Source organism: Streptomyces erythrochromogenes, assembly GCF_040684695.1.
GTDB lineage: Bacteria > Actinomycetota > Actinomycetes > Streptomycetales > Streptomycetaceae > Streptomyces > Streptomyces erythrochromogenes_C.
The window spans coordinates 1-26313 of the sequence record NZ_JBFBGM010000006.1; the positions used below are offsets into that span (position 1 = coordinate 1).

At 74.0% G+C, this 26313-nt stretch carries 27 protein-coding genes; 16 read left to right on the plus strand and 11 right to left on the minus strand.

Going from position 1 to position 26313, the window contains the following annotated elements:
• The first annotated feature begins 426 nt into the window (after positions 1-426).
• The 15 genes from AB0O53_RS11915 (at position 427) to hypE (ending at position 15585) form a co-directional block, all read left to right on the plus strand.
• Positions 427-2196 (plus strand): enoyl-CoA hydratase-related protein, encoded by a 1770-nt coding sequence (locus AB0O53_RS11915; protein WP_365194859.1) that lies wholly within the window; start codon positions 427-429, stop codon positions 2194-2196.
• Between the two features lie 76 nt (positions 2197-2272).
• On the plus strand, positions 2273-3328 hold the full coding sequence (locus tag AB0O53_RS11920) for an NADH-quinone oxidoreductase subunit B family protein (protein ID WP_350992481.1): 1056 nt from the start codon (positions 2273-2275) through the stop codon (positions 3326-3328).
• A 71-nt stretch (positions 3329-3399) separates the two neighbouring features.
• A complete protein-coding gene (locus AB0O53_RS11925; RefSeq protein ID WP_365194862.1) occupies positions 3400-5184 on the plus strand; it encodes a nickel-dependent hydrogenase large subunit in 1785 nt (594 codons plus the stop codon).
• Positions 5181-5708: a NifU-related iron-sulfur-binding protein gene (locus tag AB0O53_RS11930; protein ID WP_365194865.1), complete on the plus strand. Its 528-nt coding sequence runs from the start codon at positions 5181-5183 to the stop codon at positions 5706-5708. The genes AB0O53_RS11925 and AB0O53_RS11930 overlap by 4 nt, the downstream gene beginning before the upstream one ends.
• Positions 5705-6364 (plus strand): DUF5947 family protein, encoded by a 660-nt coding sequence (locus AB0O53_RS11935; RefSeq protein ID WP_350992475.1) that lies wholly within the window; start codon positions 5705-5707, stop codon positions 6362-6364. Before AB0O53_RS11930 ends, AB0O53_RS11935 begins: the two co-directional genes overlap by 4 nt.
• Positions 6361-7062 (plus strand): DUF6084 family protein, encoded by a 702-nt coding sequence (locus tag AB0O53_RS11940; protein ID WP_365194868.1) that lies wholly within the window; start codon positions 6361-6363, stop codon positions 7060-7062. Before AB0O53_RS11935 ends, AB0O53_RS11940 begins: the two co-directional genes overlap by 4 nt.
• A complete protein-coding gene (locus AB0O53_RS11945; RefSeq protein ID WP_365194871.1) occupies positions 7059-8477 on the plus strand; it encodes a hypothetical protein in 1419 nt (472 codons plus the stop codon). The genes AB0O53_RS11940 and AB0O53_RS11945 overlap by 4 nt, the downstream gene beginning before the upstream one ends.
• Positions 8474-9052 carry a hydrogenase maturation protease gene (locus tag AB0O53_RS11950; RefSeq protein WP_365194873.1) on the plus strand — a complete coding sequence of 193 codons (579 nt, stop codon included), beginning with the start codon at positions 8474-8476 and terminating at the stop codon, positions 9050-9052. Before AB0O53_RS11945 ends, AB0O53_RS11950 begins: the two co-directional genes overlap by 4 nt.
• The gene (locus tag AB0O53_RS38345; RefSeq protein WP_403137193.1) at positions 9049-9153 is read left to right on the plus strand and encodes a DUF6893 family small protein; all 105 of its coding nucleotides are present in this window, start codon (positions 9049-9051) and stop codon (positions 9151-9153) included. Before AB0O53_RS11950 ends, AB0O53_RS38345 begins: the two co-directional genes overlap by 4 nt.
• Positions 9154-9270: 117 nt before the next feature.
• Positions 9271-9666, plus strand: a complete 396-nt coding sequence (locus AB0O53_RS11955) for a hydrogenase maturation nickel metallochaperone HypA/HybF (protein ID WP_350992467.1) — start codon at positions 9271-9273, stop codon at positions 9664-9666.
• 3 nt (positions 9667-9669) lie between these two features.
• Positions 9670-10620, plus strand: coding sequence for a hydrogenase nickel incorporation protein HypB (gene hypB, locus AB0O53_RS11960; RefSeq protein WP_365194876.1), 951 nt, complete (start codon positions 9670-9672; stop codon positions 10618-10620).
• Entirely contained in the window at positions 10620-13058 is a 2439-nt protein-coding gene (hypF, locus tag AB0O53_RS11965; RefSeq protein WP_365194879.1) for a carbamoyltransferase HypF, read from the plus strand. Before hypB ends, hypF begins: the two co-directional genes overlap by 1 nt.
• The gene (locus AB0O53_RS11970; protein ID WP_365194881.1) at positions 13027-13386 is read left to right on the plus strand and encodes a HypC/HybG/HupF family hydrogenase formation chaperone; all 360 of its coding nucleotides are present in this window, start codon (positions 13027-13029) and stop codon (positions 13384-13386) included. The genes hypF and AB0O53_RS11970 overlap by 32 nt, the downstream gene beginning before the upstream one ends.
• Positions 13383-14525, plus strand: a complete 1143-nt coding sequence (gene hypD, locus AB0O53_RS11975) for a hydrogenase formation protein HypD (protein WP_350992457.1) — start codon at positions 13383-13385, stop codon at positions 14523-14525. The genes AB0O53_RS11970 and hypD overlap by 4 nt, the downstream gene beginning before the upstream one ends.
• Positions 14526-14595: 70 nt before the next feature.
• Complete coding sequence (gene hypE, locus AB0O53_RS11980; RefSeq protein ID WP_350992664.1) at positions 14596-15585, plus strand: hydrogenase expression/formation protein HypE; 990 nt, start codon at positions 14596-14598, stop codon at positions 15583-15585.
• A 95-nt stretch (positions 15586-15680) separates the two neighbouring features.
• On the opposite strand, the gene AB0O53_RS11985 is transcribed toward hypE, so the two are convergent.
• The 3 genes from AB0O53_RS11985 to AB0O53_RS11995 form a co-directional block, all read right to left on the minus strand.
• On the minus strand, positions 15681-15884 hold the full coding sequence (locus AB0O53_RS11985; RefSeq protein WP_350992455.1) for a hypothetical protein: 204 nt from the start codon (positions 15882-15884) through the stop codon (positions 15681-15683).
• A gap of 77 nt (positions 15885-15961) precedes the next feature.
• Positions 15962-16369, minus strand: a complete 408-nt coding sequence (locus tag AB0O53_RS11990) for a hypothetical protein (protein WP_350992453.1) — start codon at positions 16367-16369, stop codon at positions 15962-15964.
• 56 nt (positions 16370-16425) lie between these two features.
• Positions 16426-18033: a hypothetical protein gene (locus AB0O53_RS11995; protein WP_350992451.1), complete on the minus strand. Its 1608-nt coding sequence runs from the start codon at positions 18031-18033 to the stop codon at positions 16426-16428.
• Positions 18034-18211: 178 nt separating this feature from the next.
• Between AB0O53_RS11995 and AB0O53_RS12000 the strand changes: the two genes are divergently transcribed.
• The gene (locus AB0O53_RS12000; RefSeq protein ID WP_350992449.1) at positions 18212-18454 is read left to right on the plus strand and encodes a hypothetical protein; all 243 of its coding nucleotides are present in this window, start codon (positions 18212-18214) and stop codon (positions 18452-18454) included.
• A gap of 51 nt (positions 18455-18505) precedes the next feature.
• On the opposite strand, the gene AB0O53_RS12005 is transcribed toward AB0O53_RS12000, so the two are convergent.
• From AB0O53_RS12005 to AB0O53_RS12040, 8 genes are all read right to left on the minus strand, one after another.
• Complete coding sequence (locus tag AB0O53_RS12005; RefSeq protein WP_350992447.1) at positions 18506-19462, minus strand: MAB_1171c family putative transporter; 957 nt, start codon at positions 19460-19462, stop codon at positions 18506-18508.
• Positions 19463-19468: 6 nt separating this feature from the next.
• Positions 19469-19963: a hypothetical protein gene (locus AB0O53_RS12010; RefSeq protein WP_350992445.1), complete on the minus strand. Its 495-nt coding sequence runs from the start codon at positions 19961-19963 to the stop codon at positions 19469-19471.
• Complete coding sequence (locus AB0O53_RS12015; RefSeq protein ID WP_350992444.1) at positions 19960-20418, minus strand: hypothetical protein; 459 nt, start codon at positions 20416-20418, stop codon at positions 19960-19962. The genes AB0O53_RS12010 and AB0O53_RS12015 overlap by 4 nt, the downstream gene beginning before the upstream one ends.
• The gene (locus tag AB0O53_RS12020) at positions 20415-21260 is read right to left on the minus strand and encodes an aldo/keto reductase (protein ID WP_350992442.1); all 846 of its coding nucleotides are present in this window, start codon (positions 21258-21260) and stop codon (positions 20415-20417) included. Before AB0O53_RS12020 ends, AB0O53_RS12015 begins: the two co-directional genes overlap by 4 nt.
• A gap of 88 nt (positions 21261-21348) precedes the next feature.
• On the minus strand, positions 21349-21696 hold the full coding sequence (locus tag AB0O53_RS12025; protein WP_350992440.1) for an ArsR/SmtB family transcription factor: 348 nt from the start codon (positions 21694-21696) through the stop codon (positions 21349-21351).
• Positions 21697-21890: 194 nt separating this feature from the next.
• The gene (locus tag AB0O53_RS12030) at positions 21891-22817 is read right to left on the minus strand and encodes an alcohol dehydrogenase catalytic domain-containing protein (RefSeq protein WP_365194890.1); all 927 of its coding nucleotides are present in this window, start codon (positions 22815-22817) and stop codon (positions 21891-21893) included.
• Positions 22814-24064, minus strand: a complete 1251-nt coding sequence (locus AB0O53_RS12035; RefSeq protein ID WP_365194893.1) for an MFS transporter — start codon at positions 24062-24064, stop codon at positions 22814-22816. The genes AB0O53_RS12030 and AB0O53_RS12035 overlap by 4 nt, the downstream gene beginning before the upstream one ends.
• Positions 24061-26286: a prenyltransferase/squalene oxidase repeat-containing protein gene (locus AB0O53_RS12040; protein WP_365194896.1), complete on the minus strand. Its 2226-nt coding sequence runs from the start codon at positions 26284-26286 to the stop codon at positions 24061-24063. The genes AB0O53_RS12035 and AB0O53_RS12040 overlap by 4 nt, the downstream gene beginning before the upstream one ends.
• Positions 26287-26313 lie beyond the last annotated feature (27 nt).

Genomic DNA, 26313 nt, shown 5'->3' on the forward strand with positions numbered 1-26313 from the left:
TGTCCCCGCAGGACGAGCGCGCAACCACCGGGTACAGCCGAGACATGCCCGCACGCGCCGAGCCGAGGAGACACCCCTCGGCGGCACCGCGACCCGGCCGCCACCGAGCCCATCCCGCCCCGCCTCCCGCGAGGGGAACCGCACCGCGACCCACCCGCACGATGCCGGATCCCCCCCGGCCAGGGCATGGCCCCGCAGCCGGATCCCGTACCGCCCGGCCAGGGCAGCCGTACCGCCCGGCCAGGGCAGAGGTAGGGCCGAGCGGCCGTGCCCGTCGGCGCTTTCGGGTGACATCGCCGCTCCGCTTCGGCCGCCCCCCGCCCCGAGGGGACGAGCATCGCAGGCGGCCGGCGTGCTCCGGTCACCAGCCGCCGAACAGGCCCGGCCCCGCGACGCGGCGGCTCCGGTCCGCCGCCGGGAGACCACGTGTACGTCCTGCTCGTCGCGAGCGCGTTCAACAGCCTCACCCAGCGAGTGCACGCCGAGCTGCGCGACCACGGCCACCGGGTGGCCGTCGAACTGGCCCTGCCCGGCGTCGCCCTGGGCGACACCGTGCGCCGCCACCGGCCCGACCTCGTCCTCGCGCCGATGCTGCGCACCGCCCTCCCCGAGGACGTCTGGGCCGCGTACACCTGCCTCGTCGTCCACCCGGGGCCGGTCGGCGACCGCGGCCCCTCCTCCCTCGACCACGCCGTCCAGGACGGCGAGACCCGTTGGGGGGTCACGGTCCTGCAGGCCAACGCCGAGATGGACGCCGGGGACGTCTGGGCCGCCGCCGACTGCCCGGTGCCCCCCGTCGGCAAGAGCGACCTCTACCGCGGCGAGATCGCCGACGCCGCGCTGGAGGCCGTCCTGCTCGCCGTGGAGCGCTTCGCCTCCGGTACGTACGTCCCGCGCCCCCAGACCGCCGGCCGGGCCCGGCCACCCGTGCGCCAGGACGAGCGCCGGATCGACTGGACGCGGGACGGCACCGAGCGCGTCCTGCGGATCCTGCGCGCCGCCGACTCCCGGCCCGGCGTACGCGACCACCTGCTCGGCGCCGACTGGTACCTGCACGGCGGTCACCGCGAGGACGGCCTGCGCGGCCGCCCCGGCGAACTCCTCGCCACCCGGGCCGGCGCGGTCTGCCGGGCCACGGCCGACGGGGCCGTGTGGATCCCGGAGCTGCGCGCCCCCCGGGTGGCGGGCCGGCCCGCCACCCCCCGGCTGCCCGCCACGCTCGCCCTCGCGGACCGGCCCGGCGGACTGCCCGCACTGCCTGCGCTGCCCCCGCTGCCGGAACTGCCCGCACCGCCCGACGCCGGCCCGTACCGCCCCGCCTGGTCCGACATCGGCTACCACGAGCAGGGCCGGACCGGCTTCCTGACGTTCTCCTTCCCCGGCGGAGCCATGAGCACCGCGCACTGCCGCCGGCTGCTGGACGCGTACCGGACCGCCTGCACCCGCCCCACCTCCGTCCTGGTCCTGGGCGGCGGCCGCGACTTCTTCTCCAACGGCATCCACCTGGGCGTCATCGAGGCCGCCGCGGATCCGGCCGAGGAGTCCTGGGCCAACATCAACGCCATGGACGACCTGGTCGAAGCGGTGCTGACGACCACCGACCGCCTCGTGGTCAGCGCCCTCGGCGGCAACGCCGCCGCCGGCGGCGCCATGCTCGCCCTCGCCGCCGACGAGGTCTGGTGCCGCTCCGGCGTCGTCCTGAACCCGCACTACCGCCTGATGGGGCTGTACGGCTCCGAGTACTGGACCTACACCCTGCCCCGCCGCGTCGGCCCCGTCCTCGCGGACCGCCTCACCACCGAGGCCCTGCCGCTGGGCGCCGCCGCCGCGCACCGGCTCGGACTCGTCGACCGTACGGTCCCCTGCGCGCCCGGCGACTTCTCCCGCGAGACGCAGCGCCTCGCGGTCCGTCTCGCGGCCCTGCCCGCCACCGACTCCCGGATCGCGGCGAAGAAGGCCGCACGCGAGCGCGACGAGGCGCGGCGCCCGCTGGCCGCCCACCGGGAGGCCGAGCTGGCCCGGATGCGGCGGACCTTCTTCGACCCGCACGCCCCCTACCACGCCCTGCGCCGCGCGTTCGTCCGCAAGGAACGCCCCGCGGCGACCCCGCCCCACCTCACCCGGGCCGCCGCGGACCGGCGCGGCGTCACTGGACTGGCGGAACCGGACGCGGCACCCGGCCCCGGCACCTGTTAGCAAGAAATGTGGAGCCGAGGCGCACCGCCCCGCCGCCCCACCCCCCACACCTGATCCCTCCCCGAGGAGGCAGCGCATGGCCGCAGTGACGAAGGACCCGGTCGAAGACCCCGTGATCCACATCCTCTGGATCAACGCGGGTCTCAGCTGCGACGGCGACTCCGTGTCCCTGACGGCGGCGATGCAGCCGAGCATCGAGGAGATCGTCACCGGCACCCTGCCCGGTCTCCCCAAGATCGCCGTGCACTGGCCCCTGATCGACTTCGAATGCGGCCCGGTCGGCGGCGCGGACACCTTCATCGAGTGGTTCTTCAAGGGCGAGCGCGGCGAGATCGACCCGTTCGTGCTCGTCGTCGAGGGCTCGATCCCCAACGAGTCGATCAAGCCCGAGGGCTACTGGTGCGGGTTCGGCGACGACCCGGCGACCGGCCAGCCCATCACCACCAGCGAGTGGATCGACCGGCTGGCCCCCAAGGCCCTCGCCGTCGTCGCCATCGGCACCTGCGCCACCTACGGCGGCATCCACGCGATGGAGGGCAATCCGACGGGCGCCATGGGCGTGCCCGACTACCTGGGCTGGGACTGGAAGTCGCAGGCCGGCATCCCCATCGTGTGCGTGCCCGGCTGTCCGATCCAGCCGGACAACTTCTCGGAGACCCTGACCTACCTGCTCTACCAGGCGGCCGGTTCGGCCCCGATGATCCCCCTCGACGACAAGCTGCGCCCCACCTGGCTGTTCGGCGCGACCGTGCACGAGGGCTGCGACCGCGCCGGCTACTACGAGCAGGGCCAGTTCGCCGAGACCTACGACTCCCCGAAGTGCATGGTCAAGCTGGGCTGCTGGGGTCCCGTCGTGAAGTGCAACGTCCCCAAGCGCGGCTGGATGAACGGCATCGGCGGCTGCCCCAACGTCGGCGGCATCTGCATCGCCTGCACCATGCCCGGCTTCCCCGACAAGTTCATGCCCTTCATGGACGAGCCTCCCGGCGCGAGGGTCTCCGTCACCGCGAGCGGGGCGTACGGGGCGCTGATCCGCAAGCTCCGCTCGGTCACCGCCCACACCGTGGACGAGGAGCCGAAGTGGCGGCGCGCCGGCCGCAGCCTGACCACGGGCTACCGCCCGCCCTGGTGACGGCCCGCCCCTCCCGCCCCCTCCCGCAGACAACGCCCCGCACGCACCGAAGAAGGGTCACGGCAGACACGATGGCACCGAACACGAAGGCGGCCGGAGACGGCAGCGGCCTGGTGGAGATGGCCTGGGATCCGATCACCCGGATCGTCGGCAGCCTCGGCATCCACACGAAGATCGACTTCAAGCAGAAGCGCGTCGCGGAGTGCTACAGCACCTCGTCGGTCTTCCGCGGCTACAGCGTCTTCATGCGCGGCAAGGACCCCCGCGACGCGCACTTCATCACCAGCCGCATCTGCGGGATCTGCGGCGACAACCACGCCACCTGCTCCGTCTACGCGCAGAACATGGCCTACGGGGTGAAGCCGCCGCACCTCGGCGAGTGGATCATCAACCTGGGCGAGTCCGCGGAGTACATGTTCGACCACAACATCTTCCAGGAGAACCTGGTCGGGGTCGACTACTGCGAGAAGATGGTCCGCGAGACCAACCCGGGCGTCCTGGAACTGGCCGAGCGCACCGAGGCCCCGCACGCCGGCGAGCACGGCTACCGCACCATCGCCGACATCATGCGCTCCCTCAACCCCATCGAGGGCGAGTTCTACCGCGAGGCCCTCCAGGTCAGCCGCTACACGCGCGAGATGTTCTGTCTGATGGAGGGGCGCCACGTGCACCCCTCCACGCTCTACCCGGGTGGCGTCGGCACGGTCGCCTCCGTCCAGCTCTTCACGGACTACATGAGCCGGCTCATGCGGTACGTCGAGTTCATGAAGCGCGTCGTCCCGCTCCACGACGACCTCTTCGACTTCTTCTACGAGGCCCTGCCCGGCTACGAGGAGGTCGGCCGCCGCCGGGTGCTGCTGGGCTGCTGGGGCGCGCTCAACGACCCCGAGCACTGCGACTTCACCTACGCCAACATGACCGACTGGGGACGGAAGATGTTCGTCACCCCGGGCGTCGTCGTGGACGGCAAACTCGTCACCAACGACCTCACCGAGATCAACCTCGGCATCCGCATCCTGCTCGGCAGCTCGTACTACGACGACTGGCAGGGCCAGGAGCAGTTCGTCACGCACGACCCGCTCGGCAACCCGGTCGACCCCCGCCACCCGTGGAACCAGCACACGATCCCGGCCCCGCAGAAGCGCAACTTCGACGACAAGTACAGCTGGGTGATGTCGCCCCGCTGGTTCGACGGCAAGGACCACCTCGCCCTCGACACCGGCGGCGGCCCCATCGCCCGCCTGTGGTCCACGGCCCTGTCCGGCCTCGTCGACGTCGGCTACGTCAAGTCCACCGGGCACAGCGTCGTCATCAACCTGCCCCGCACGATGACCAAGCCCGAGACCCGCTTCGAATGGAAGATCCCGAAGTGGTCCAACGCGCTGGAGCGCAACCGCGCCCGCACCTACTTCCAGGCGTACGCGGCCGCCATCGCCCTGCACTGCGCCGAGAAGGGCCTCGCCGAGGTCCGCGCCGGACGCACGCAGACCTGGGAGAAGTTCGAGGTGCCGGACGAGTCCATCGGCGTCGGCTTCACCGAGGCCGTCCGGGGCGTCCTCTCGCACCACATGGTCATCCGCGACGGCAAGATCGCCAACTACCACCCCTACCCGCCGACGCCGTGGAACGCCAGCACCCGCGACACCTTCGGCACGCCCGGACCGTACGAGGACGCCGTGCAGAACACCCCGATCTTCGAGGAGAACACCCCGGAGAACTTCAAGGGCATCGACATCATGCGCGCCGTGCGCAGCTTCGACCCCTGCCTGCCCTGCGGCGTCCACATGTACGTCGGCGGCGGCAAGACCGTCAAGACGATGCACGTGCCCACCGGCCTGAGCGGACTGGGCGGATGAGCGCCGCCGTCGACGCCCGGGAGGCGGGCCGCCGCGTCGAGGAGGTCCTCGATCGGCTGGCCGCCACCGGGGACCGCGAGGCGTGCGCGGCTGCCGAGGAACTGGTGCGCGTGCTCATGGAGTTCTACGGCGCCGGGCTCGCCCGGATCGCCGAGAAGCTGGGCGGCGGCCCGCTGGCCGCGGCCGCGGACGACGAGCTCGTGGCGAGCCTGCTGACCCTGCACGGCCTGCACCCCGAGGACGTCCGCACCCGGATCGCCCGCGCCCTGGCCGGCGCGGCCGACCCGGTGGAACTGCTCGGCTTCGACGAGGCCACCGGAGTCCTGCGGCTGCGCCCCGCGGCAGCCCCCACCGGCTGCGGCTGCGGCCCCGGCGGCGAGGAGGCCGGGCGGCGGACCCTGGAGGACGTCCTGACCTGCTTCGCCCCCGAGGTCACGAGCGTGGAGATGGAGCCCGCCCCGGCCCCGCAGCCCGCGCTCCTGCAGATCGGCACCCGGCCGCACAGCCCGGCACGGGTTCCGTGACCGGGCCCGCCCTGCGCCCGGGCCCGCGCGGGCTGCGCCGGTTCGCCGGCCCGCGCCCGCCCCGCCCCGAGACCTGCGAGCTGTGCGGGGTGGCGGTGCCCCCGGACGGGCACCGCCACCTGGTGGAGACCGAGAAGCGGACCCTGGTCTGCGCCTGCACCGCCTGCTCGCTGCTGTTCGACCGGCCCGGCACCCGGACCGGCCGCTACCGGGCCGTCCCCGACCGCTACCTGACCGACCCGGAGCACCGGCTCGACGACGGGGTGTGGGAACGGCTCCAGATCCCCGTCGGCGTCGCCTTCTTCTTCCGCAACGCCGCCCTGGACCGGCTGGTCGCCCTCTACCCCAGCCCGGCCGGCGCGACCGAGAGCGAACTCGATCCGCAGACCTGGCAGCAGGTCCTCGACGGCGGCCCGCTGGCCGCCCTGCTCGAACCCGACACGGAAGCCCTGCTCGTGCACCGCTGGGAAGGCCGCTCCGGCTGCTACCTCGTGCCGATCGACGTCTGCTACGAACTGGTCGGCCGGATGCGGATGCTGTGGCAGGGCTTCGACGGCGGGGCCGAGGCCCGGGCCGCCCTCGGTGCCTTCTTCGACGACGTCGAACGGCGGGCCAGGCCGGTGGCCCCCGCAGCCCCCGCGGGGGAGCGGTCATGACGCACTTCGGCTTCACCTGCACCGGCGTGCGCGCCGACCCGTACGCCGCCGGCCCCACCCTCGTCTTCCGCCTGCGCGTCACCGCCGACCCGGACACCCGCGTGCACGCCCTCGCCCTGCGCTGCCAGATCCGCATCGAACCGGCCCGGCGCGGCTACGGCCCCGCCGAGGCGGAGGGACTCACCGACCTGTTCGGCGAACGCTCCCGCTGGGGCACCACGCTCCAGCCCGTGCAGTTCGCCCAGGTGTCGGTCATGGTGCCCGGCTTCACCGGGGAGACCGAGACAGACCTCACCGTGCCCTGCACCTACGACATGGACATCGCCGCCACCCGGTACTTCGAAGCCCTCCAGGACGGCGAAGTCCCGCTGCTGATGCTGTTCTCCGGCACCGCCTTCACCGGCGACGCCGGCTTCCGGGTCGAGCCGGTGCCCTGGGACCGCGAAGCCGCGTACCGGATGCCCGTGGCCGTCTGGCGCGAGATGGTCGAGCAGCACTTCCCCGGCTGCGGCTGGCTCCGGCTGCCCCGCGACACCATGGACGAGCTGCTCGCCCACCGCTCCCGCCACGCCCTCGGCTCCTGGGAGGCGACCGTACGCTCCCTGCTGGACGCGGTGGATCCCGAGCAGCCGCCCCCGCCCGGGGCCGTCCGCCTCGGTGCGCTGCGCCCGCGCCTGACCGGGAGGACCGCCCCGTGACCACGACCACCACCGCGGACCCCCGCTTCGCCGCCGCCCGGCAGGTGGCCGACGCGGTCCTGCTGGAGGGGTACGTGCTCTACCCCTACCGGGCCTCCGCCGCCAAGAACCGGATGCGCTGGCAGTTCGGGGTCCTCGTACCCCCGGCCTGGGGCCCGGACCACGGCGAGCACGCCTTCCAGCGGACCGAGGTCCTGATGGAGCCCAAGGGCGACGCGACGCTCGCCCTGGAGCTGCGGTTCCTGCACGCGCAGCGGCGCACGGTCCAGCAGGCCCTGGACGGCGGCGGTTTCGCCGACGTCGACGAACTGCACCTGGCCGACCGGGTCCTCGTCCCCTGGGACGAGGGGACCGAGGAACACGTCGAACTGGCCGTCCCCGTGAGCGGGCTGGCGGGAGAGGGCATCAGCGTGCCGTTCACCCGCCCCGCCCGCGACGACACCGAGACCGTCCTCGACGCCGACGGCCGGACGGCGGGCCGCCTGGTGCGGCGCACCGAGGCCGTCGAGGGCGTCCTGCGGCTGCGCGCCGTCGAACTCGACGGCGCCTACCGGGTGTTCCGGCTCACGGCCGTCGTGGAGAACACCAGCGCGTGGACCCCCGCGGCCGGAGCCGGCGCCGACCGGGAGGCGGCCCTGCCCCGCTCGCTGGTCGCCGCCCACCTGCTGCTCGGCCTCGACTCCGGTTCCTTCCTGTCGATGACCGACCCGCCCGAATGGGCCAGGGAAGCCGTCGCCGCCTGCGACAACCGCCACACCTGGCCGGTGCTCGCGGGCGGGGAGGGCCGCGCCGACGTGGTCCTGTCCTCCCCGATCATCCTGGAGGACCACCCGGCCATCGCCCCCGAGAGCGCGGGCGCCATGTACGACGCCACCGAGATCGACGAGATCCTCGCCCTGCGCACGGCCGCCCTGACCGACCAGGAGAAGCGCGAGGCGCGCGGCACCGACGCCCGGGCGGCCGCCGTCATCGACCTCGCCGACTCCCTGCCCCCCGAGGTCCTGGAGCGGCTGCACGGCGCGGTGCGCTCCCTGCGGGAGGTCACCGGTCCGGACGGACCGGAGCGGATCCCGGAGATCCCCGACGAGGAAGCGGTGTTCAGGCCGGACACCCCCTGGTGGGACCCGGCCGGGGCCGGCGCCGTCGACCCGGCCCGCGACCGCGTCACCGTCGACGGCGCCCCCGTCGGCCCCGGCAGCCGCGTCCTGCTCCGCCCCGGACCGCGCCGCACCGATGCCCAGGACCTCTTCCTGCACGGCCGCGCCGCACAGGTCGAGGCGGTCCTGCACGACGTCGACGGGGGAGTGCATCTCGCCGTCACCGTGGAGGACGACCCCGGCGCGGACATCCGCCGCGAACAGGGCCGCTTCCTGTACTTCCAGCCCGACGAGGTCACCCTGCTGGAGGACGCGTGAGCCCCAAGGTCCTGATCGCGGGCATCGGCAACGTCTTCCTCGGCGACGACGGCTTCGGTGTGGAGACCGTGCGGGCCCTGTCCGCGCACCCGCTGCCCGACGGGGTCGAGGTGGTCGACTTCGGCGTGCGCGGGGTCCACCTCGCCTACCAGCTCCTCGACGGCTACGACACGCTCGTGCTGGTCGACGCCACCGCCCGCGGCGGCGCACCGGGCACGCTCTACCTCATCGAGCCGGAGGCGGAGGCGGCGGCGGGCGCTGATACGGCTGCGGCTGCGGGAGCCGGAACGCAGGCCGCGGGCCCCGGCGAAGGGCCCGTACTCGACGGCCACCACATGTCGCCCGACACCGTCCTCGCCCTGCTGGGCGCCCTGTGCGCCGGAACCGGCGCCACCCCTCCGCGGCGCACGCTGGTCCTCGGCTGCGAACCGGCCTGCGTCGAGGAGGGCATCGGACTGAGCGCGCCCGTGGCCGCCGCGGTACCGGAGGCCGTCCGCACGGCCCTCGACCTGCTCGACCGTCCGGCTCCCGACGAAGCCGGCGCACCCCGCCGTGAACTGAGGAGAACCCCATGAAGAAGGCCGTCATCAGCGGGGCCGCTCTCGCCGCCCTCGCCGCCGTCGTACTCCAGGTCCTTCCCGACCTCAGGCGCTACCTGCGCATGCGCAGCATGTGACACCGCTGCCGCCGCGCCCCCCCGCCGAACGGCGTACGGGGGGTGCGGCGCACCGGCGTGCCCGCCCGCCGCGCCCCCGTCCCGCCGGTGTAATGAGCCCCGGCAGGACGGAGTCCGATGCACGAGATGTCGATCGCCATGGCCGTCGTGGGCCAGGTGGAGGAAGCCGCCGGGGCGGCCGGCGCGCGGAGCGTCACGTCCGTACGGCTGCGGGTGGGCGAGCTGGCGGGGGTGGTGCCCGACGCTCTGGCCTTCTGCTTCGAACTGGCCTGCGCCGGAACGGTCCTCGACGGCGCCGAGCTCGTCACCGAACCCGTGCCGGCCCGCGCCCGCTGCGGCACCTGCCCCGGCACCTGGGCCGTGGGGATGCCCCCCGAGCTGTGCTGCCCCGGATGCGGCAGGGCCACGGACGTGGAACTGCTGTCGGGCCGCGAGCTGGAGATCCTCAGCGTCCGCTGGGAGGACGGCCCCGCCGGTGCCCGTACCCGCGAACCGATTCCCGAGGAGGCCTGAACCATGTGCCGAGTGGTCGATCTGCGGCAGGCGGTACTCGCCAAGAACGACGACGCCGCCCAGGCCCTGCGCACCGGACTCACCGCCCGCGGTACGACGGTGGTCAACCTGCTCTCCAGCCCCGGCAGCGGCAAGACGGCGCTCCTGGAGCGCGAACTGCTCCTCGCCCGGGAGCGGGGGGTGGCGGTCGCCGCGCTGACCGCGGACCTGGCCACCGAGAACGACGCGCTGCGGCTGGCCCGTTCGGGAGTACCGGTCAAGCAGGTCCTCACGGACGGGCTGTGCCACCTGGAGGCCGGGATGCTCGGCCGGCACCTGGACGGCTGGCTGCCCGAGGACACCCGCGTCCTCTTCGTGGAGAACGTGGGGAACCTGGTCTGCCCGGCGAGCTACGACCTGGGGGAGTCGCTGCGGGTGGTGCTCGCCTCGGTGACCGAGGGCGAGGACAAGCCCCTGAAGTACCCGACCGCCTTCGGGCTGGCGCAACTGGTGGTCGTCACCAAGACCGACATCGCGCAGGCCGTCGAGTTCGACGAGGCCGCCTTCCGCGCCAACGTCGAACGGGTCAACCCGGGTGTGGAGATCGTCATGACCTCGGCCCGCAGGGGCGAGGGCCTCGGGCTCCTGCTCGACCGGGCGCTGGCCGCCGGGGACGGGACCGGGACGCACACCCCGGTGATGGCGGGCCGGCAGCGGGCGCAGGGCCACGACCACGGACACGACCACGGACACGACCACGGACACCTGCACGGTCACGGGCACGGGCATGACCACGGGGCCGACCACCATCACCACCACCACGGCGCCGGCCACTCCCACGGGCCCGAGCACGGCCCCGGCCACGACCAAGGCCCCGGTCCCGGTCCCGGTCCCGGTCCCGGTCCCGGTCACGACGACGACCACGGCCCCGGCCACTCGCAGCCGCTCGTCCGGCCCGCCGCGCAGCCCCGCTGATGGAGGCGGTCCAGCGCCGCCGCGTCACCGTCCGCGGCGTGGTCCAGGGCGTCGGCTTCCGCCCCTACCTCTACACGCGCGCGACCGGGCTCGGCCTCGCCGGGCACGTCACCAACACCCCCGAGGGCGTCGTCGCCGAGGTCGAGGGCGCCCCGGCCGCCGTCTCGCGGTTCTGCGAGCACCTCGCGGCGGACGCGCCCCCGCTGGCCGTCGTGGACGCCGTCGACCACCACGAGGTCCCCGTCGCGGGCGGCGCGGGATTCACCATCATCGCCTCCCGCACCGGCGGCCCCGCACGAACGCTCGTCTCCCCGGACGTGGCCACCTGCGCCGACTGTCTCGCCGAGCTCGCGGACCCGGCCGACCGGCGCCACCGGCACCCCTTCATCACCTGCACGCACTGCGGGCCGCGGTTCACCATCGTCACCGGGCTGCCCTACGACCGCGCCCACACCACCATGGCCCGCTTCCCCCTGTGCCCCGACTGCGCCCGCGAGTACGGCGATCCCGCCGACCGCCGCTTCCACGCCCAGCCGGTCGCCTGTCCTGCCTGCGGCCCCCGCCTGACCCTGCTCACCGGGAGGGCCGGGCGGCCCCCCTGCGAGACCCCCGACGGGGACCCGATCGCCGGAGCCCGCCGGCTGCTGGCGGCCGGGGCGATCCTCGCCGTCAAGGGCCTCGGCGGCTACCACCTCGCCTGCGACGCCACCCACCCGGGCGCCGTGGCCGAGCTGCGGCGCCGCAAGGCGCGCGGCGACAAGCCCTTCGCCCTGATGGCCCGGGACGTCCGCGACGCCGAACGGTACGCGCACATCGGCCCCGAGGAACGCGCCCTGCTGGAGGGCGGAGTACGGCCCGTCGTGTTGCTGCGCCGCCGCAGCGCCGCGGATTGCGACCGCGGGGATTGCGACGGCGCGGCGCCGGGGCCACTCGCCGAAGGGGTCGCCCCGCGCTGCCCCGACCTCGGCGTGATGCTCCCGTACACCCCGGTCCACCACCTGCTGCTCGGCCTGCCCGGCGACCCGCCGGGCCCCCGCCTGCTCGTCATGACCAGCGGGAACCTCTCCGGAGAGCCCATCGTCACCGACGACGAGGAGGCCCTGGAACGGCTCGCGGGCCTCGCCGACGCCTGGCTCACCCACGACCGCCCCATCCACGTGCCCTGCGACGACTCCGTCGTGCGGGTCTGCGACGGCGAGACGCTGACCGTACGGCGCGCCCGCGGCTACGCCCCGCTCCCGGTGACCCTGCCGGTGCCGGTCCCCGCGACCCTCGCCGCCGGGGGCGACCTGAAGAACACCTTCTGCCTCGGCGAGGGGCGCCGCGCCTGGCTGTCCGCCCACATCGGCGACATGGACGACCTCGCCACCCAGAACGCCCTCGAACGCGCCGAGCAGCAGCTGGAGTCCATCACCGGCGTCCGCCCCGCACTCCTCGCGGCGGACCGGCACCCGGGCTACCGCTCCGCCCGGTGGGCGCGGCGCACCGCCGGAACCCGCCCGCTCGTCCACGTGCAGCACCACCACGCGCACATCGCCTCCGCCCTCGCGGAACACGGCCTCGACGGCGGACGGCCGGTGATCGGCGTCGCCTTCGACGGCACCGGCTACGGCGACGACGGCGCCGTGTGGGGCGGCGAGGTCCTCATCGCCGACTACGCCGGCTACACCCGCTTCGCCCACCTCGGCTACGTGCCGCTGCCCGGCGGGGACGCGGCCGTGCACCGGCCGTACCGGATGGCCCTGGCGCACCTGCGGGCCGCGGGCCTGGCCCGCACCCCGGACCTGCCGTGCGTCGCCGCCTGCCCGCCCGACGAACTGCGCGTACTGGAACGCCAGCTGGAGCGCGGCCTGAACTGCGTGCCGACCTCCAGCATGGGGCGGCTCTTCGACGCCGTCTCCTCGCTGGCCGGCGTCTGCCACCACGCCGGCTACGAGGCCCAGGCCGCGATCGAGCTGGAGGCCGCGGCCCTCGGCGCGGGCGCGGCCCGCCCCGGCTACACCTTCGCGCTGAGCCTCCCGGAGCCCCCCGGCGCTCCCGGCGCCGGCCCGGTGGTCGCCGACCCGGCGCCGCTGCTGACGGCCGTGGTGGCCGACGTACGCGCGGGCACGGACCCGGGGCTGATCGCCGCCGGCTTCCACGCCGGTGTGACCGCCCTCGTCGCCGAGCTCTGCGTGCTCGCGCGCGAGCGGCACGGCCTGGACACGGTCGCGCTGACCGGCGGCGTCTTCGCCAACACCCTGCTGTCCACCGGGTGCGCCCGCGCCCTGCGGGCCCGCGGTTTCACCGTCCTGCGGCACGGACGGGTCCCCCCGAACGACGGCGGGCTGTCCCTGGGCCAGCTCATGGTGGCGGCCGCCGCCACCCCCGAACAGCACCCGCACCACCCACAGCGAGGAGAAGCCCATGTGCCTGGCGGTACCCGGCAGAGTGCTTGACATCGGGGAGAAGGACGGCACCCGCATGGCTACCGTCGACTTCGGCGGCGTGCAGAAGGAGGTGTGCCTGGAGTACCTGCCGGACCTCCGGGTGGGGGAGTACGCCATCGTCCACGTGGGATTCGCCCTCCAGCGCCTCGACGAGGAGTCGGCCCGGCAGACCCTCGCCCTCTTCGAGGAACTCGGCATGCTCCAGGAGGAGTTCGGCGACCCGTGGGAGCAGGCGGCCGCCCAGGCCGGCGCCGACTCCCCCTGGCCGTTCGCCGACGGGCCCGCCTCCGGAGAGGTCGCCGCACCCCAGCACGTCCAGGAAGAAGGCCGGCCGTGAAGTACATCGAAGAGTTCCAGGACCCGGCCCTCGCGCGCCGGCTGCTCGACGACATCCACGCCACCGTGACCCGCCCCTGGGCCCTCATGGAGGTGTGCGGCGGCCAGACCCACACCATCATCCGGCACGGCATCGACCAACTGCTCCCGGACCAGGTCGAGTTGATTCACGGCCCGGGCTGTCCGGTGTGCGTCACCCCGCTGGAGGTCATCGACAAGGCCCTGGAGATCGCCTCCCGCCCCGATGTGATCTTCTGCTCCTTCGGGGACATGCTGAGGGTGCCCGGCACCGGCCGCGACCTGTTCCAGGTGCGCAGCGAGGGCGGTGACGTACGCGTCGTCTACTCCCCGCTCGACGCCCTGCGCGTCGCCCAGGAGAACCCGCAGCGCCAGGTGGTGTTCTTCGGCATCGGCTTCGAGACCACCGCCCCGCCCAACGCCATGACGGTCCACCAGGCCAAGAAGCTCGGCATCCGCAACTTCAGCCTGCTGGTGTCCCACGTCCGGGTGCCCCCGGCGATCGAGGCGATCATGCAGTCGCCGAGCTGCCGCGTCCAGGGCTTCCTGGCCGCCGGGCACGTGTGCAGCGTGATGGGCGTGAGCGAGTACCCGGAGCTGGCCGCGCGCCACCGCGTACCCATCGTGGTGACGGGCTTCGAGCCGCTGGACATCCTGGAAGGCGTACGCCGGGCCGTGCGGCAGCTGGAGCGCGGCGAGCACACCGTCGACAACGCCTACGCGCGGGCCGTCCGGCCGGAGGGCAACCCGGCGGCCCTCGCCATGCTGGAGGACGTCTTCGAGGTCACCGACCGGGCCTGGCGCGGCATCGGCGTGATCCCGGACAGCGGGTGGCGGCTCTCCGCCCGCTACCGCGACTTCGACGCCGAGCACCGCTTCTCGGTCACCGGGATCAACACCCGGGAGCCGGCCGAGTGCCGCAGCGGCGAGGTGCTCCAGGGGCTGCTGAAGCCGCACGAGTGCGAGGCCTTCGGCACCCTGTGCACCCCGCGCAGCCCGCTCGGCGCCACCATGGTCTCCAGCGAGGGGGCCTGCGCCGCGTACTACCTCTACCGGCGGCTCGACCTGGGGACCGTCCCCGCCGCCGCGACCACCCCGCTGGAGGCGAGCCCCGTTGTCTGACGCCGGTACCACCCTCGACATCACGGGCTGGACCTGCCCGGCCCCGCTGCGCGACCGCCCGCGCGTGGTGATGGGCCACGGCGGCGGTGGCGCGCTCTCCGCCGAGCTGGTCGAGCACCTCTTCGCCCCCGCCTTCGGCGGTGACGTGCTGGCCGGGCTCGGCGACTCGGCGGCCGTCTCCCTCGGGGGCGTCCGGCTGGCCTTCTCCACCGACTCCTACGTGGTGCGGCCGCTGTTCTTCCCGGGCGGCGGCATCGGCGACCTCGCGGTCAACGGCACCGTGAACGACCTCGCCATGAGCGGAGCGCGCGCGGCGTACCTGTCCTGCGGGTTCATCCTGGAGGAGGGCATCGAGATGTCGGTGCTGGCGCGCGTGGCCGAGGCCATGGGCGCCGCCGCACGGACGGCGGGCGTGGAGATCGCCACCGGCGACACCAAGGTCGTCGAGGCCGGCCACGGAGACGGCGTCTACATCAACACCGCGGGCATCGGGGTCATCCCCGACGGGGTGGACCTGCGCCCGCAGCGGGTCGTCCCGGGTGACGTCGTGATCGTCAGCGGCGAGATCGGGCTCCACGGAGTGGCGATCATGAGTGTCCGGGAGGGCCTGGAGTTCGGCGTGGACGTCGAGAGCGACTGCGCCGCCCTCGGCGGCCTCGTGCAGAGCATGCTCGCCGTCACCCCCGACCTGCACGTCCTGCGCGACCCCACCCGGGGCGGCCTCGCCGCCGCCCTGAACGAGATCGCGGCCGCCTCGGGCACCGGTGTGGTCATCCAGGAGCGCAGCGTCCCCGTGCCCGCGGCCGTCGCCAACGCGTGCGCGATCCTCGGACTGGACCCGCTGTACGTGGCGAACGAGGGCAAGCTGGTGGCCTTCGTGCCGCGCGAGCACGCCGAGGCCGTACTGGACGCGATGCGCGCCCACCCGCTGGGCCGCGGCGCGACCGTCATCGGCGAGGCCGTGGACGCCCACCCCGGCATGGTCGTGGCGCGTACCGCCCTCGGCGGCACACGCGTGGTCGACCTCCCGATCGGCGAGCAGCTGCCGCGCATCTGCTGACGCCTGCCCGCCTGCCCGCCTGCCTGCCCGGCCGGGCAGGCAGGGTCAGTGGTTGCAGCCGGTCGGCGGTCGTGGCCGGTCAGTGGTCGTGGCCGTCAGCGGTCGTCCCGCATGTCGTCCAGGTCCCGCTCGCCCAGGTCCCGCATCACATCCCGCATCGTCGCGTCCTCCCGGCCCCGCTCGTGCGCGACCTCGTCCGGGGTGCGCGGCCGACCGCCCGTCCTCGTCCGGCCCGGATCCGGCGACCGCCCGCGGATCCGCTCCGGCCCGGTGCCCCTGCTGCCCCTCTCGCCACCCATGACCGTTCACACCCCTTCCGTGCGTACCGGTCCCTGTACTGCGCCTACCCCTGCGCCGCGGCCCAAACGCGTTCCCGCTAGGGGATCTCCTCCTCGCGCGGCGCCCGCTCCGGCTGCCCTGGAGCGGCATCCCCGGACGCCATGGCCGCACGCACCTCGCGCTCGGCCCGCTCCGGATCGTCGACGGAGACGGCGATCCGGCCGAAGGGCGCCCCGCCGGCCAGTTCCAGGCAGAGCACGGTGCTCTCGGCCCTCACCGCGACGAAGTCCTCCCCGGCGGGCCTGTCCCGGACCCCGCTGCACCGGCCCGGGGACCACCGGCCCGAACCGGGCCGGCCGCGCAGCACCCGCCACCAGCTCCGCTCGACGCGCACCTCACGCAGCGACGACACGGGTACGCGCACCTGCCGCCGCCGCGCCGCCAGCCCCTCCCGCACCCCCAGCCGTACGACGACCTCGCCCCCTTCCACCGCCACCCGCGCCATGGACGCTCACCGCCTTCCTGGAGTGCGCCTCCCCAGGAACGCCGCACCCATGCCTGTCAGCGCCCCGGCCCGCGCCGGCCCGTGACGGTGGCGAGTGCCTTGACGGCGAGGTCGAGGGCGGCCGCGGCATTCGGTACGAGGTAGCTCGGATGCAGCTGTCGCCCGTTCGCCGGGCGCAGGTCGGCGTCGAGCCGCAGGCTCCAGTGGCCCGGCTGGCTGGTGGAGCGGTGCCGCACCGCCTGCGGCGTCTGCGCGTACTCCCAGCCGAACCGGAAGGGCCGGCGCTGCCGCAGTTCCTGCCGCAGCCAGTCCACGTCGTCGATGACGAGGAGCAGGCAGATCTCGGGCCGCAGCGTCAGCAGGTTCACCGAGACCCCGGTGTAGTACAGCTGCGCCGTCGCGCCGAGCATGGATTTGAGGCGCAGCACTTCCGGTTCCGCGGCCGGATCCGGTGGGCCCACGAACCGGGGACGCTCGTGCTCGTCGGCAGCGTAGATCTCCTCGACCCATTCCCGGTAGAAGTTGCGTTCCACCGAGAATTCCGTCTCGGACGGAAAGGGCTCCTCCGTCTGGGGCGCGAAGATGCCGGAGGGGGCGATGTGGTTGAAGTGGCTGTGTGTGGCGACGTGCTGGGACCGGTGGGGCAGGAGCACGTCGTACGACCCTCCGCCTGCCGCCAGCATCACGACGGTGCCGTGGGAGACGGCGGCGGCGTGATGCCGTCCGTCGGTCACGGGGTCGCCGACGCGGTCGTGCAGCCATCGCCGCCTGTCCAGCCGCTCCAGGGGCACCGGCCTGCCGGGGTCCTCGGCGAGCGCGGCCATCAGTTCCGCGTCGAGGTCCTCGGACGTGGCGAGCGAGGTGAAGTAGCGGCCGAGTTTGCAGTCGAGCCGGGGGCCGCGCTCTCCGCCCAGGCGCAGTTCGTGCAGTGCGTACGTGGAACCGGGAAAGAACGACCGGCGTTCGGCGTCCGTGCCGGCCTGGTACCTCCCCACGTACCGGTCGAACGCCTCACGGCCTTCGCCGGGGTCGAACTCCCCGTCGTACTCGGCCCACTCCGGCAGCTGCGAGCCGTGGAGGCGGCCGAGCACGGTCTCCAGGTCCGTGGTCGGAGCCGCCGGGTAGGCGCAGATCGGCATGGTCTGGCCCCACAGCTCGATCAGGGGGTGCCGGGGGTAGAGGGAGCGCAAGGTCTCCACGACTCCCGCACGCCCCAGGATCTCGGACCGCATCCGCTCCCTCTCCGCCTTCGCGGACACCGCCTCCGCGGTGGGGGACGGGCCCTTGTCGGGAGGGCTCGGCATCGTGAACGGCAGGTCGACCACCTCGCCGCGTTCGGCGCGGTGGTGCAGCCTGCGCCAGACCTCCACGCTGCCCAGGTCGGCGATCGCGTTCGCGCGGGCGGGTGATCCCGGAGCCGCCGCCCGTTTGAGACACGCGGTGATGAGGGGGCGGCAGAACCCGTCCCACTCCGGGAACTTGGCGGGCTTGCCGGCGTAGGCGTCGTAGAAGGTGGTGCGCGAGATCGCCACCGCTGTGGCCGCGTCGGCCTGGATCGCCCTGTAGAGCTCATCCGTCGTACGGAATCCGGCCATGTCCTTCAACTCGCGCAGCATTCCGATGAAGTTGGACTTGGCGTCCACGCCACGGCTCCGGTCCCGCATGTCGCGGCCCCTTCCTGTCAGCGCCGGGGCCCCCGATTCTCCCGCAGCAGGGCCGCACGGATACGGCAATCGCAGGATCCGTCCGGATCCGTCCGGGACGATCCGGAAACCGCCTGCCGGGCCCCGCCTGCCGGGATCGTCGGGAGCACGACCCGCCACGACGAAGGGACCGATGGTCATGGGGACGAACTCGCAGCGCGGCGACCGCCGCGCCCGCGTCACCGCTGTGGTGAGCGCGCTGGCCGTGGCCGTGGCGGCCGTCGCGGCGCTCGTGCTGGCCGTTGTCGAACCCGAGCTCGCGCAGGCCCTGGGATTCGCCCTCGCGGTACTGGCGGTCGCGACGCAGGTGCGCGAGCGGCGCACCCGCACCGCGGCCCGCGCCGACCGGGAGCAGGACGCCGCGGACGAGGACCCGGCGTGACCGGGGCGTCCCCGCTCCGCCCCGGCCGCCGCGGCCGCCCGGGCCGTCACCTCACGCGCGGCCCGGCGGCCGCCCGGCCGGACGGGCGCCGGTCAGCAGCAGGGCGTCCTGGCATTCGATCTCCCGCCGGTACCTGCGGTACGAAGGGTCCATCCGGTCCCGCAGGCCGCGCAGGCCCGGCTCCCGGGGCAGGACCACATCGGGGCGGAGGGCCGTCAGCCGTCGCCACGCGGGCCCGAGGACGAGGAAGCCCCGGAGGTCGTCGAAGAGCCGCCGGCAGGCCACCGTGAACCGCCAGGCGGCGGTGAAGTGCAGGCCGAGCACACTGGCCAGGACCGCGGCCTCGGTGAAGACGAAGTTCAGCACGCTGTACCAGGTGAACCAGTCTCCCTCCAGCAGCCGTTGACCGGACACCAGGATCAGCCGGTTCACACAGGTGACCGCGTAGGCCACCATCCCGACGGCCCCCACCGCCACCCCGACCGCGATGTGGCCGCGCACCATGCGGACGATCCGGATGCAGGCGACGGCCGAGGCCCCGGAGCACACCAGGAAGAAGAGGTTCCCGATCACGTAGACGCCGACGATCCGCCAGTCCCCGGTGTACTGGTTCTGGAGCGGATTGGTGCGCAGGGCCGGCGGGGTCGACGCCATCAGAGCGGCCAGCAGCCCGCTCACCGCCCACGCGGCCAGGAAGAGCCGCCCCCGCCACCAGGGAACCGAGCCCGCGCGCCCCAGGGGCGTCCACAGGTACGTGGCCAGCAGGGCCAGGCTCACCGAGACACCGGTGTCCATGACAATGGAGGCGATCCCGGGCACGGACGCGAACGGGATCCGTGCGCGGACCGCGGGGATGCCCACGAGCGCGGCGACGGTGAAGCTGCCCAACGCGGTCAGCAACATCGGGGCCTGCGGGGCGGGCCGCGAGCCGACCCGCAGGGCCACCATCTTGGCGAGCAGGGCCAGGCACAGGAACGCGGACAGCAGGGACTGCAGCAGGGTGATCACGTCGGCTCAGGCCCCGCCGAAGTACCGCTGCACGTCCCAGGCCACGCGCGCCTCGGCCCGGTGGTCGATCGCGCACTCGGCGAACGCGGCGGCCAGCAGCTCCGCCTCGCGCTCGGCCGCGGAGTCGTGGACCGAGCGGAACCGGACCACGGCGCCCCCGTCGGGGACGCCGTCGAGCGCGGACAGCGCGGGCTCGTCGGCCCGGTACCGCTCGCCCTCGTGCCCGCACAGGATGTGGGCGAGTTCGTGCAGCACGATGTGGTCGCGGTGCGCCCCGGTGGCCAGGTCCTGGACGATCACCACGTCGTCGCCGGTCCGGCAGACCCAGACCCCCATCGGGCCGGGTACGGGCAGGCGCGCCTCGATCACCCGGATGGGCCGGCCGCGCGCCGAGCCGATCTGGTCGCACAGCTCGTGGGCGGAGGAGTACGGGTCGAGCCGCAGGGAGCGGACGTACCTGCGGCAGTCGCGCATGGTGCGGAGCGGGCCGGGGGCGGTCACGGGGTCTCCTCCATGGTGTCGAGGATCGCGATGAGCCGGTCCCGCAGCTCGGGCGTCATGCGCCCGGCGCGCAGGGCGATGTGCTGCACCTGTCGGTCCGCCAGCGTGCCGAGTCCTTCGGCCGTGCCGGCGTCGACGGCAGCGGCCCGGCCCGGTGCGGGTGCGCTCTTGCCGGACGTGAGCCAGTCGACGGTGATCTCCGGATGGCCCTGGGCGAGGTGGTCGTTGACGAACCGGACGAGGGCGACGACCACGGCGATCGAGGGGTTGGTGTAGCGCCCGGACCGGAGCATCCCCAGGTAGCTGCGGGAGACCCGGACCCCGTAGCGGTCCTCGGAGCGGCTGATCAGGTCGGCGACCTCACCGGTGCCGAAGGTCTGCCACCGGCCCCGGTGGTCGCTGAACCCGGCTATGGAGAAGAGGTGGTTGATCCGGCCGGTGAGGCTCGTGCTCATCGGCCGGACCTCGCCCCCAGGACCGACCGGGCGTGGCCGGCCACGGCTGAGGCCTCCGCCGGGCCGAGCGGCCCCGACCGGACGGCTGCCGCGTTGGCGAGGAAGTGCTCCGGCCGGGAGGTCGCGGTCAGGACGGTGGTGACCTGGGGGTGCGCGAGGACCCAGCGCAGCAGGGCCTCGGACCAGCTCGCACAGCCCAGTTCGCGCAGGAGGCCGGCGGGAGGCGGCGTCGCCAGCAGCTCGCCTTCGCCGAAGGGCCGCATCACCACCACGCCGATTCCGGCCTCGGCGGCTGCGGGGAGGATGTCCTCGGCCAGGGCGGGTTCCGCCGCGTTCAGGTTGACCTGGACGAAGTCCACCAGGTCCTCGGCGAGGACCCGGGCCAGATCGGCGCGGCTGCCGCCCGTGCCGAAGGCGTGGTCGAACTGGTAGGTGACACCGGTGAACCGGACCCGCCCGGCCGCCTTCTGCCGCTCCAGCCAGGCCAGGTTGGACCGCCATCCGTTGAGGTTGTGCACCTGGAGGAGGTCGATGGAGGAACGCCCGTAGCCCGCGAGCTGGCGTGCGAACACGGCCTCGACCGCCTCCGGTTCGGTGTCCCAGATCTTGGTGGCGACGAAGAACGACGGGTCCGGACGGAGCAGCTCCGCCAGCCGGGGTTCCGCGTCGGAGTAGACCGGGGCGGTGTCCACCAGCCGGGCGCCGACCGCGCGGGCGGCCCCGAGCAGGTCGGCCAGCCGGTCCGGGCCGACCCGGTCGATCGTCCGCCAGGTGCCCAGTCCGAGCACCGGGAGGTCGACGTCGGCCTTGCGGGCCGCGCGCCGGGGCACGGTCGAGTTCATCGGTGATCCCTTCACTGCAAGCGGCCGGCGCAGGAGTACGCGCCGGATGTCGAGGCCCGAGGGGATCGTGAGCGGACGGGAAGGTCCCTCAGGCGGAGGCCGCGCCCGCGCCGACCGGTTCCGCCTCCGGCGCGGGGCTGGTGATCTGCGTGGCGTCGAGCAGCCCGGGGAAGCGGGCCTCGAGGTCGTCGCGGCGCAGGGTGATGATCCGGGTCGTGCCCCGGACCTCGGTGTGCATGACACCGGACTCGCGCAGCACCTTCAGGTGGTGCGAGAGGGTCGACTTGGCGATCGGGTAGACGAGCTGGCCGCAGGAGCGGGAGCCCTCCAGGAACATCACGCGCGCCACGTCCCGGCGGATGGGATCGCTGAGCGCGTGCAGCACCCGGTCCAGGGAGATCTCGGACCGATCGGGGTGGTGGAGCGGGCTGCGCATGGGCGACCTTCTTCGTGTGGTGGGCACCTGGGCCGCGCCTTCCCGGCGAGTGCCTCCGGGTGCCTCCGGGCTCGACAGATTCAACGTTCTACGATGATAGAAGATCTGAGCCTGCCGGAGGAGGGGCCGCGGAGCTGCGGAGCCGGGGAGCCGTGGAGCCACGGGGTCGCGGCCCTCGGAGCCCGGGCACCCGCTCACCCGCCGGGCACGAGCACGATCTTCCCGCCGACGCCGCCCCGCTGGGAGTGCGCCAGTGCTTCGCCCGCCCGCTCCAGTGGGTACCGGGCGGCCACCGGAAGCTCGAACGGCGCCGTGCCGATCAGGTCCAGGGTGCTCGCCAGCTCCAGCGGGATGTGTTCCAGGAAGGGGACCCCGCGGGCGTGGGCCGCCGGGTCCGGGACGATCGTGACCCGCCGGGCGGCGCCCGCCACGAGCCGGACGGCCGCCCCGGTGGGCCCCGGCCCGCCCGCGCAGTCCACCGACGCGTGGAACGGCCCGTGCTCGGCGAGGCGTTCGCACAGCCCGTCCCCGTAAGCGACCGGGGTCGCCCCCGCGGCACGGACCGTGCCGTGGCGGGCGGGCGAGGCCGTGCCGACCACCTCGCCCGCACCCAGCAGCAGGGCGAGCCGCGCCACGGCGAGGCCCACCCCGCCGGAGGCGCCGTGCACCAGCAGCCGTTCTCCCGGCCGCAGCCCCACCTGGTGCAGGGCCGAGTAGGCGGTACCGACGGCCACCGGGAGGACGGCCGCCTGTTCGTCGGTGAACCGGTCCGGGCGGAGGGTGAGTTCGTCGGCCTCCTGGGAGGCCGCCACGGCTTCGTACTCCCGGAACGCGCCCGGCCGGCCGTGCCGGATGACGTGGTCACCGGCCCGGAAGCGGCGCACCCCGGCGCCGACCTCCACGACCACGCCCGCCGCCTCGACGCCCAGGCAGCCACCGGGCAGGTCCATCGGCACGTATGCGCGGACCTCTCCGGAGAGGATCTTCCAGTCGATCGGGTTGACCCCGATCGCGGTGTGCCGGACCACCACCTGGCCGGGCCCGGCCACGGGATCGGGGACCTCGGCCGGGTACAGCACCCCGGGATCCCCGTACCGGTCGAAGAGGACGGCGGTGCTCATGCGCCCGCCTCCCGCTCCCGCGTGCGGAAGGCGCCGGCCGCCGCGTACACGCAGAGCGAGAGCAGGTAGGCGGCGACGGTGAACCCGGCCACGCCCCAGAACCCCCTGACGTTGTCCAGGAGCACCCCGCCGACGGCGCCGCCGACAGTGGTGCCGACGTACATCGCCGAATTGGAGAGCGAGGAGACGGTGCCCCGGGCGGTCTCGGTCTGCGACTGCAGGATGCTCATGAACACCGGGAAGACGCATCCGCCGGTCATCATCACCAGGGCCAGCAGGATCAGCGCGACCGGCAGGTTCGGGGCGAGCGGGACCAGGCAGTACAGGGCGGCCATGGTCAGCACGCCGGTCAGCAGGGACCGGTTCAGGCCCAGGCGCGTGACCATGCGGCTGCCGAGGAAGAGGGAGCCGATCACGTTGCCCGCGCCGACGGCCATCATCGCGGTGCCGACTGAGGCGACGTCCAGACCGAAGTCCTTGGTGAACCAGGATCCGAGGAAGGAGATCGCTTCGAAGTTGCCGGTCTGGAATACGAGGTAGCCCAGCAGGTACCAGCGCAGCCGGCCCGCGCCCAGCACGGACTTGTACGTGCCGAGGATGGCCTTGGCCCCGCTGCCGGCGCCGGGCCGGCCCGGGACCGACGGGAAGAGGCGGGCGAGCAGCAGCCACAGTGCCGCCGAGAGACCGCCGATGGCCCAGAACGGCAGGTGCCAGGAGCCCGCCGCGAGCCAGCTGCCGAGCGGGATGCCGGCGAACTGGGCGATGGACAGGCCCGCGGTGGCGAACCCCATGGTCCGGACGATCTCCTGGGGCTTCACCAGCACCGGGATGGAAGCCCAGATCTGCGGGGAGACGAACGCGGCGCTCACGCCGGCGAGGAAGCGGAAGAGGATCATCGTCCAGAATCCCTGGGCGAACCCGCACAGCGCCGTCATGACGATGAACCCGGTCAGCCCGGCCAGCAGCACCCTGCGCCGGTCCCGCCCGTCCGAGATCGGTCCGGCGATCAGCGCGAAGACGGCGTAGCCGAGGGCGTAGGCGCTGACCATCCAGCCCGAGATGTCGGGGGAGACGTCGAAGGCCACGGTCAGGGTCGGCAGCAGGGGGGCAACGAGGAAGGTGTCCGTCCCGATGACGAACATCGTGGCGAATGCGAGGAAGGCGACGGTCCGCGGCGAAGGGGCGGCCGGAGCCTGCCCGGGCGTCGCGCCGGCCGCGGAGGAGGAGAGGGATGAGGTGGTCGTCATGTCATCATCACCGCCCAGGAGCGGTTGAGTTTCCCTTCGAGCATGTGCAGTGCCTGTACCGCGATGAACCCCTCGTCGGTGGTCTCCGAGGGGGCGCCGGGGGCGCGGGAGAACCCTCCGTCGGCGCTCTGGCGGGCGGTGATCCACCGGACGCAGGCCCCGGTGTCGGCCGGCAGCGCACCCAGCATGTAGAGCCCGCCGATGGCGTGGTAGGAGCCGACGAAGCTCTCCGCGCCGTCCGTCCGGTAGCGGAAGCCGCCGGCCGCGGTCTGCAGGCCGCTCAGCCAACGGACGGTCTCGTCCGGGTGGGGCGGGCGCAGGCCGAGCGCGATCAGGGCGCCGATCGCACGGAAGGTCGCGAAGGTGTCGGACGGGGAGCCGGGCCGGTTTCCGTAGCCGCCGTCCGGGTTGCGGCAGGCGAGCAGGTAGGCGACGAGGTCGTCCTCGCGCTCGGGGCGGGCGCCCAGGGCGACGAGGGTCAGGGTGGCGAGGTGGGAGTGCCAGGCGTCGCAGGGGAATCCGGGAGCGTTGCCGAATCCGCCCTCCGGGCGCTGGCAGGACCGGAGGAAGGCCACGCAGGCGTCCCGGTCGAAGCCGGGGTGGTCCGCGCCGCCCAGTACGACGGCCGTCAGGACCGCGCAGTAGGTGGTGAACGTCTCGGAGGGCAGGGAGGGTTGTTCGCCGAATCCGCCGTCCGGGTTCTGCGTGGCGAAGACACCGGTGAGCACCCCGGGTGTGTCGGGCACCGGTTCGTCCAGGGCCAGCAGGTCGGACACCACGTGGAGCACCGAGAAGGTCTGGGCGGTGCGGTCGGAGCGCAGGCCGAGCGGCGACCGGTACGGGGTGAGGCCGTAGCCCAGGCCGGACGCGGTGGAGCGCAGCCAGCGCAGGTAGCGCGCGGTGTCGATGAGCCCCTCGGACAGCCGCCCGGTGGTGACGTGTCCCAGGTCGTTGTCGAACGGCTCAGGCTCCGGGCGTTCGAGGAGTTCCGGCGCGGCGCGGGGGCCGACCACCCGGTCGCCCAGTGCGGCCAGGGCCAGCAGCTGGGTGCGGGCGTGCTTGCCGTGGAAGGGGACGTACGTGGTGTTGCCGACGGCGAACGAGCCGGTGGTGCGCGGGGGCACCATGACGTGCCGGGCGAGCGGGACCGTCGGGTCGACGGGGGTGGAGAACCAGCTGCCCTGCCCGTGGAAGACACCGCCGGCCACCGGGTCGGTGTGCTGCTCCAGTTCTGCTTCTGCCTCCTGGGCGAGGGCCTTCAGGACGGCTACGGTCTCCGCGTCCGGTCCGTCGAGCGCGGCGACGGACCGCGCGGCCAGGGCGAGGAGGGCGTGGTCGGCGACGAACTTCGCGGGGAACGGCGAGTCGGGCCGTCCGTGCAGGGCGGCGACCGCGTCGACGCGCACCACCGAGTCCGCGGAGCTGCGGTCCCAGTAGCCTCCGGTGCCGATGTGGCGGTGGTGGGCGTGGACGTGGGCCAGGGTGCGGCGGGCCCGGTCCGCGGCGCCGGCGCGACCGCGCCGGTGGAGCGCCGCCCAGGCCAGTGCGGCCAGGGCCGTCGGGCCGGTGCGGTGGCCGCGGAGCGCGTCCGGAACCCCGCGCGGGGTCAGGCGGTCCCAGACGGCGTCACCATGTGCGTAGCGGTCCAGCCGCAAGGCCGCCGCGTCGAGGAAGGCCGAACCGGCGGCCGGGGTGAGGGCGTCGGCCGCCAGCACCAGGACGGCGGTCTCCTCCAGCGGGCCGGACTCGTCCAGGACCACGGTCGCGGAGCGGTCGAGCCGGGCCGGCCAGTCGTGGGTGAGGACCGCGCCGGTGACGTGGTCCAGGCGGCCCACGGCCTCGGCGAGCAGGGTGTCGTCGCCGGTCAGCGCTCCGGCCCGGTGCAGGGCCCAGGCGGCGAGTGCCTGCACGGAGGGGGTGCGGACGTCGCCGATGGGGTGGGGTGCTCCGGTGACGTCGAGCAGTTCGCGGAAGCCCTGGTGGTCCGGGTCCGTGAACTCCCGCAGGGCGCCGAGCAGTCGGCGTACGAGGTCGGTGTCGTCCGGGCCGGGGAGGGTCAGGAGGGCGAGGGAGGCGTCCCGCAGGGTGCGGTCGGGGGTGATCACATCGGAGGAGTCGCGGCCGAGGACGGCCGGGACGCGGGCCGCGTCGTCCAGGACGTGTTCCCGGACGAACGTGCGCAGGGAAGGCGGAAACGTGCGGAAGGAAGGAGGACTGGTCATCGGGTTCCTTTGGATCCGGAGCGCGTG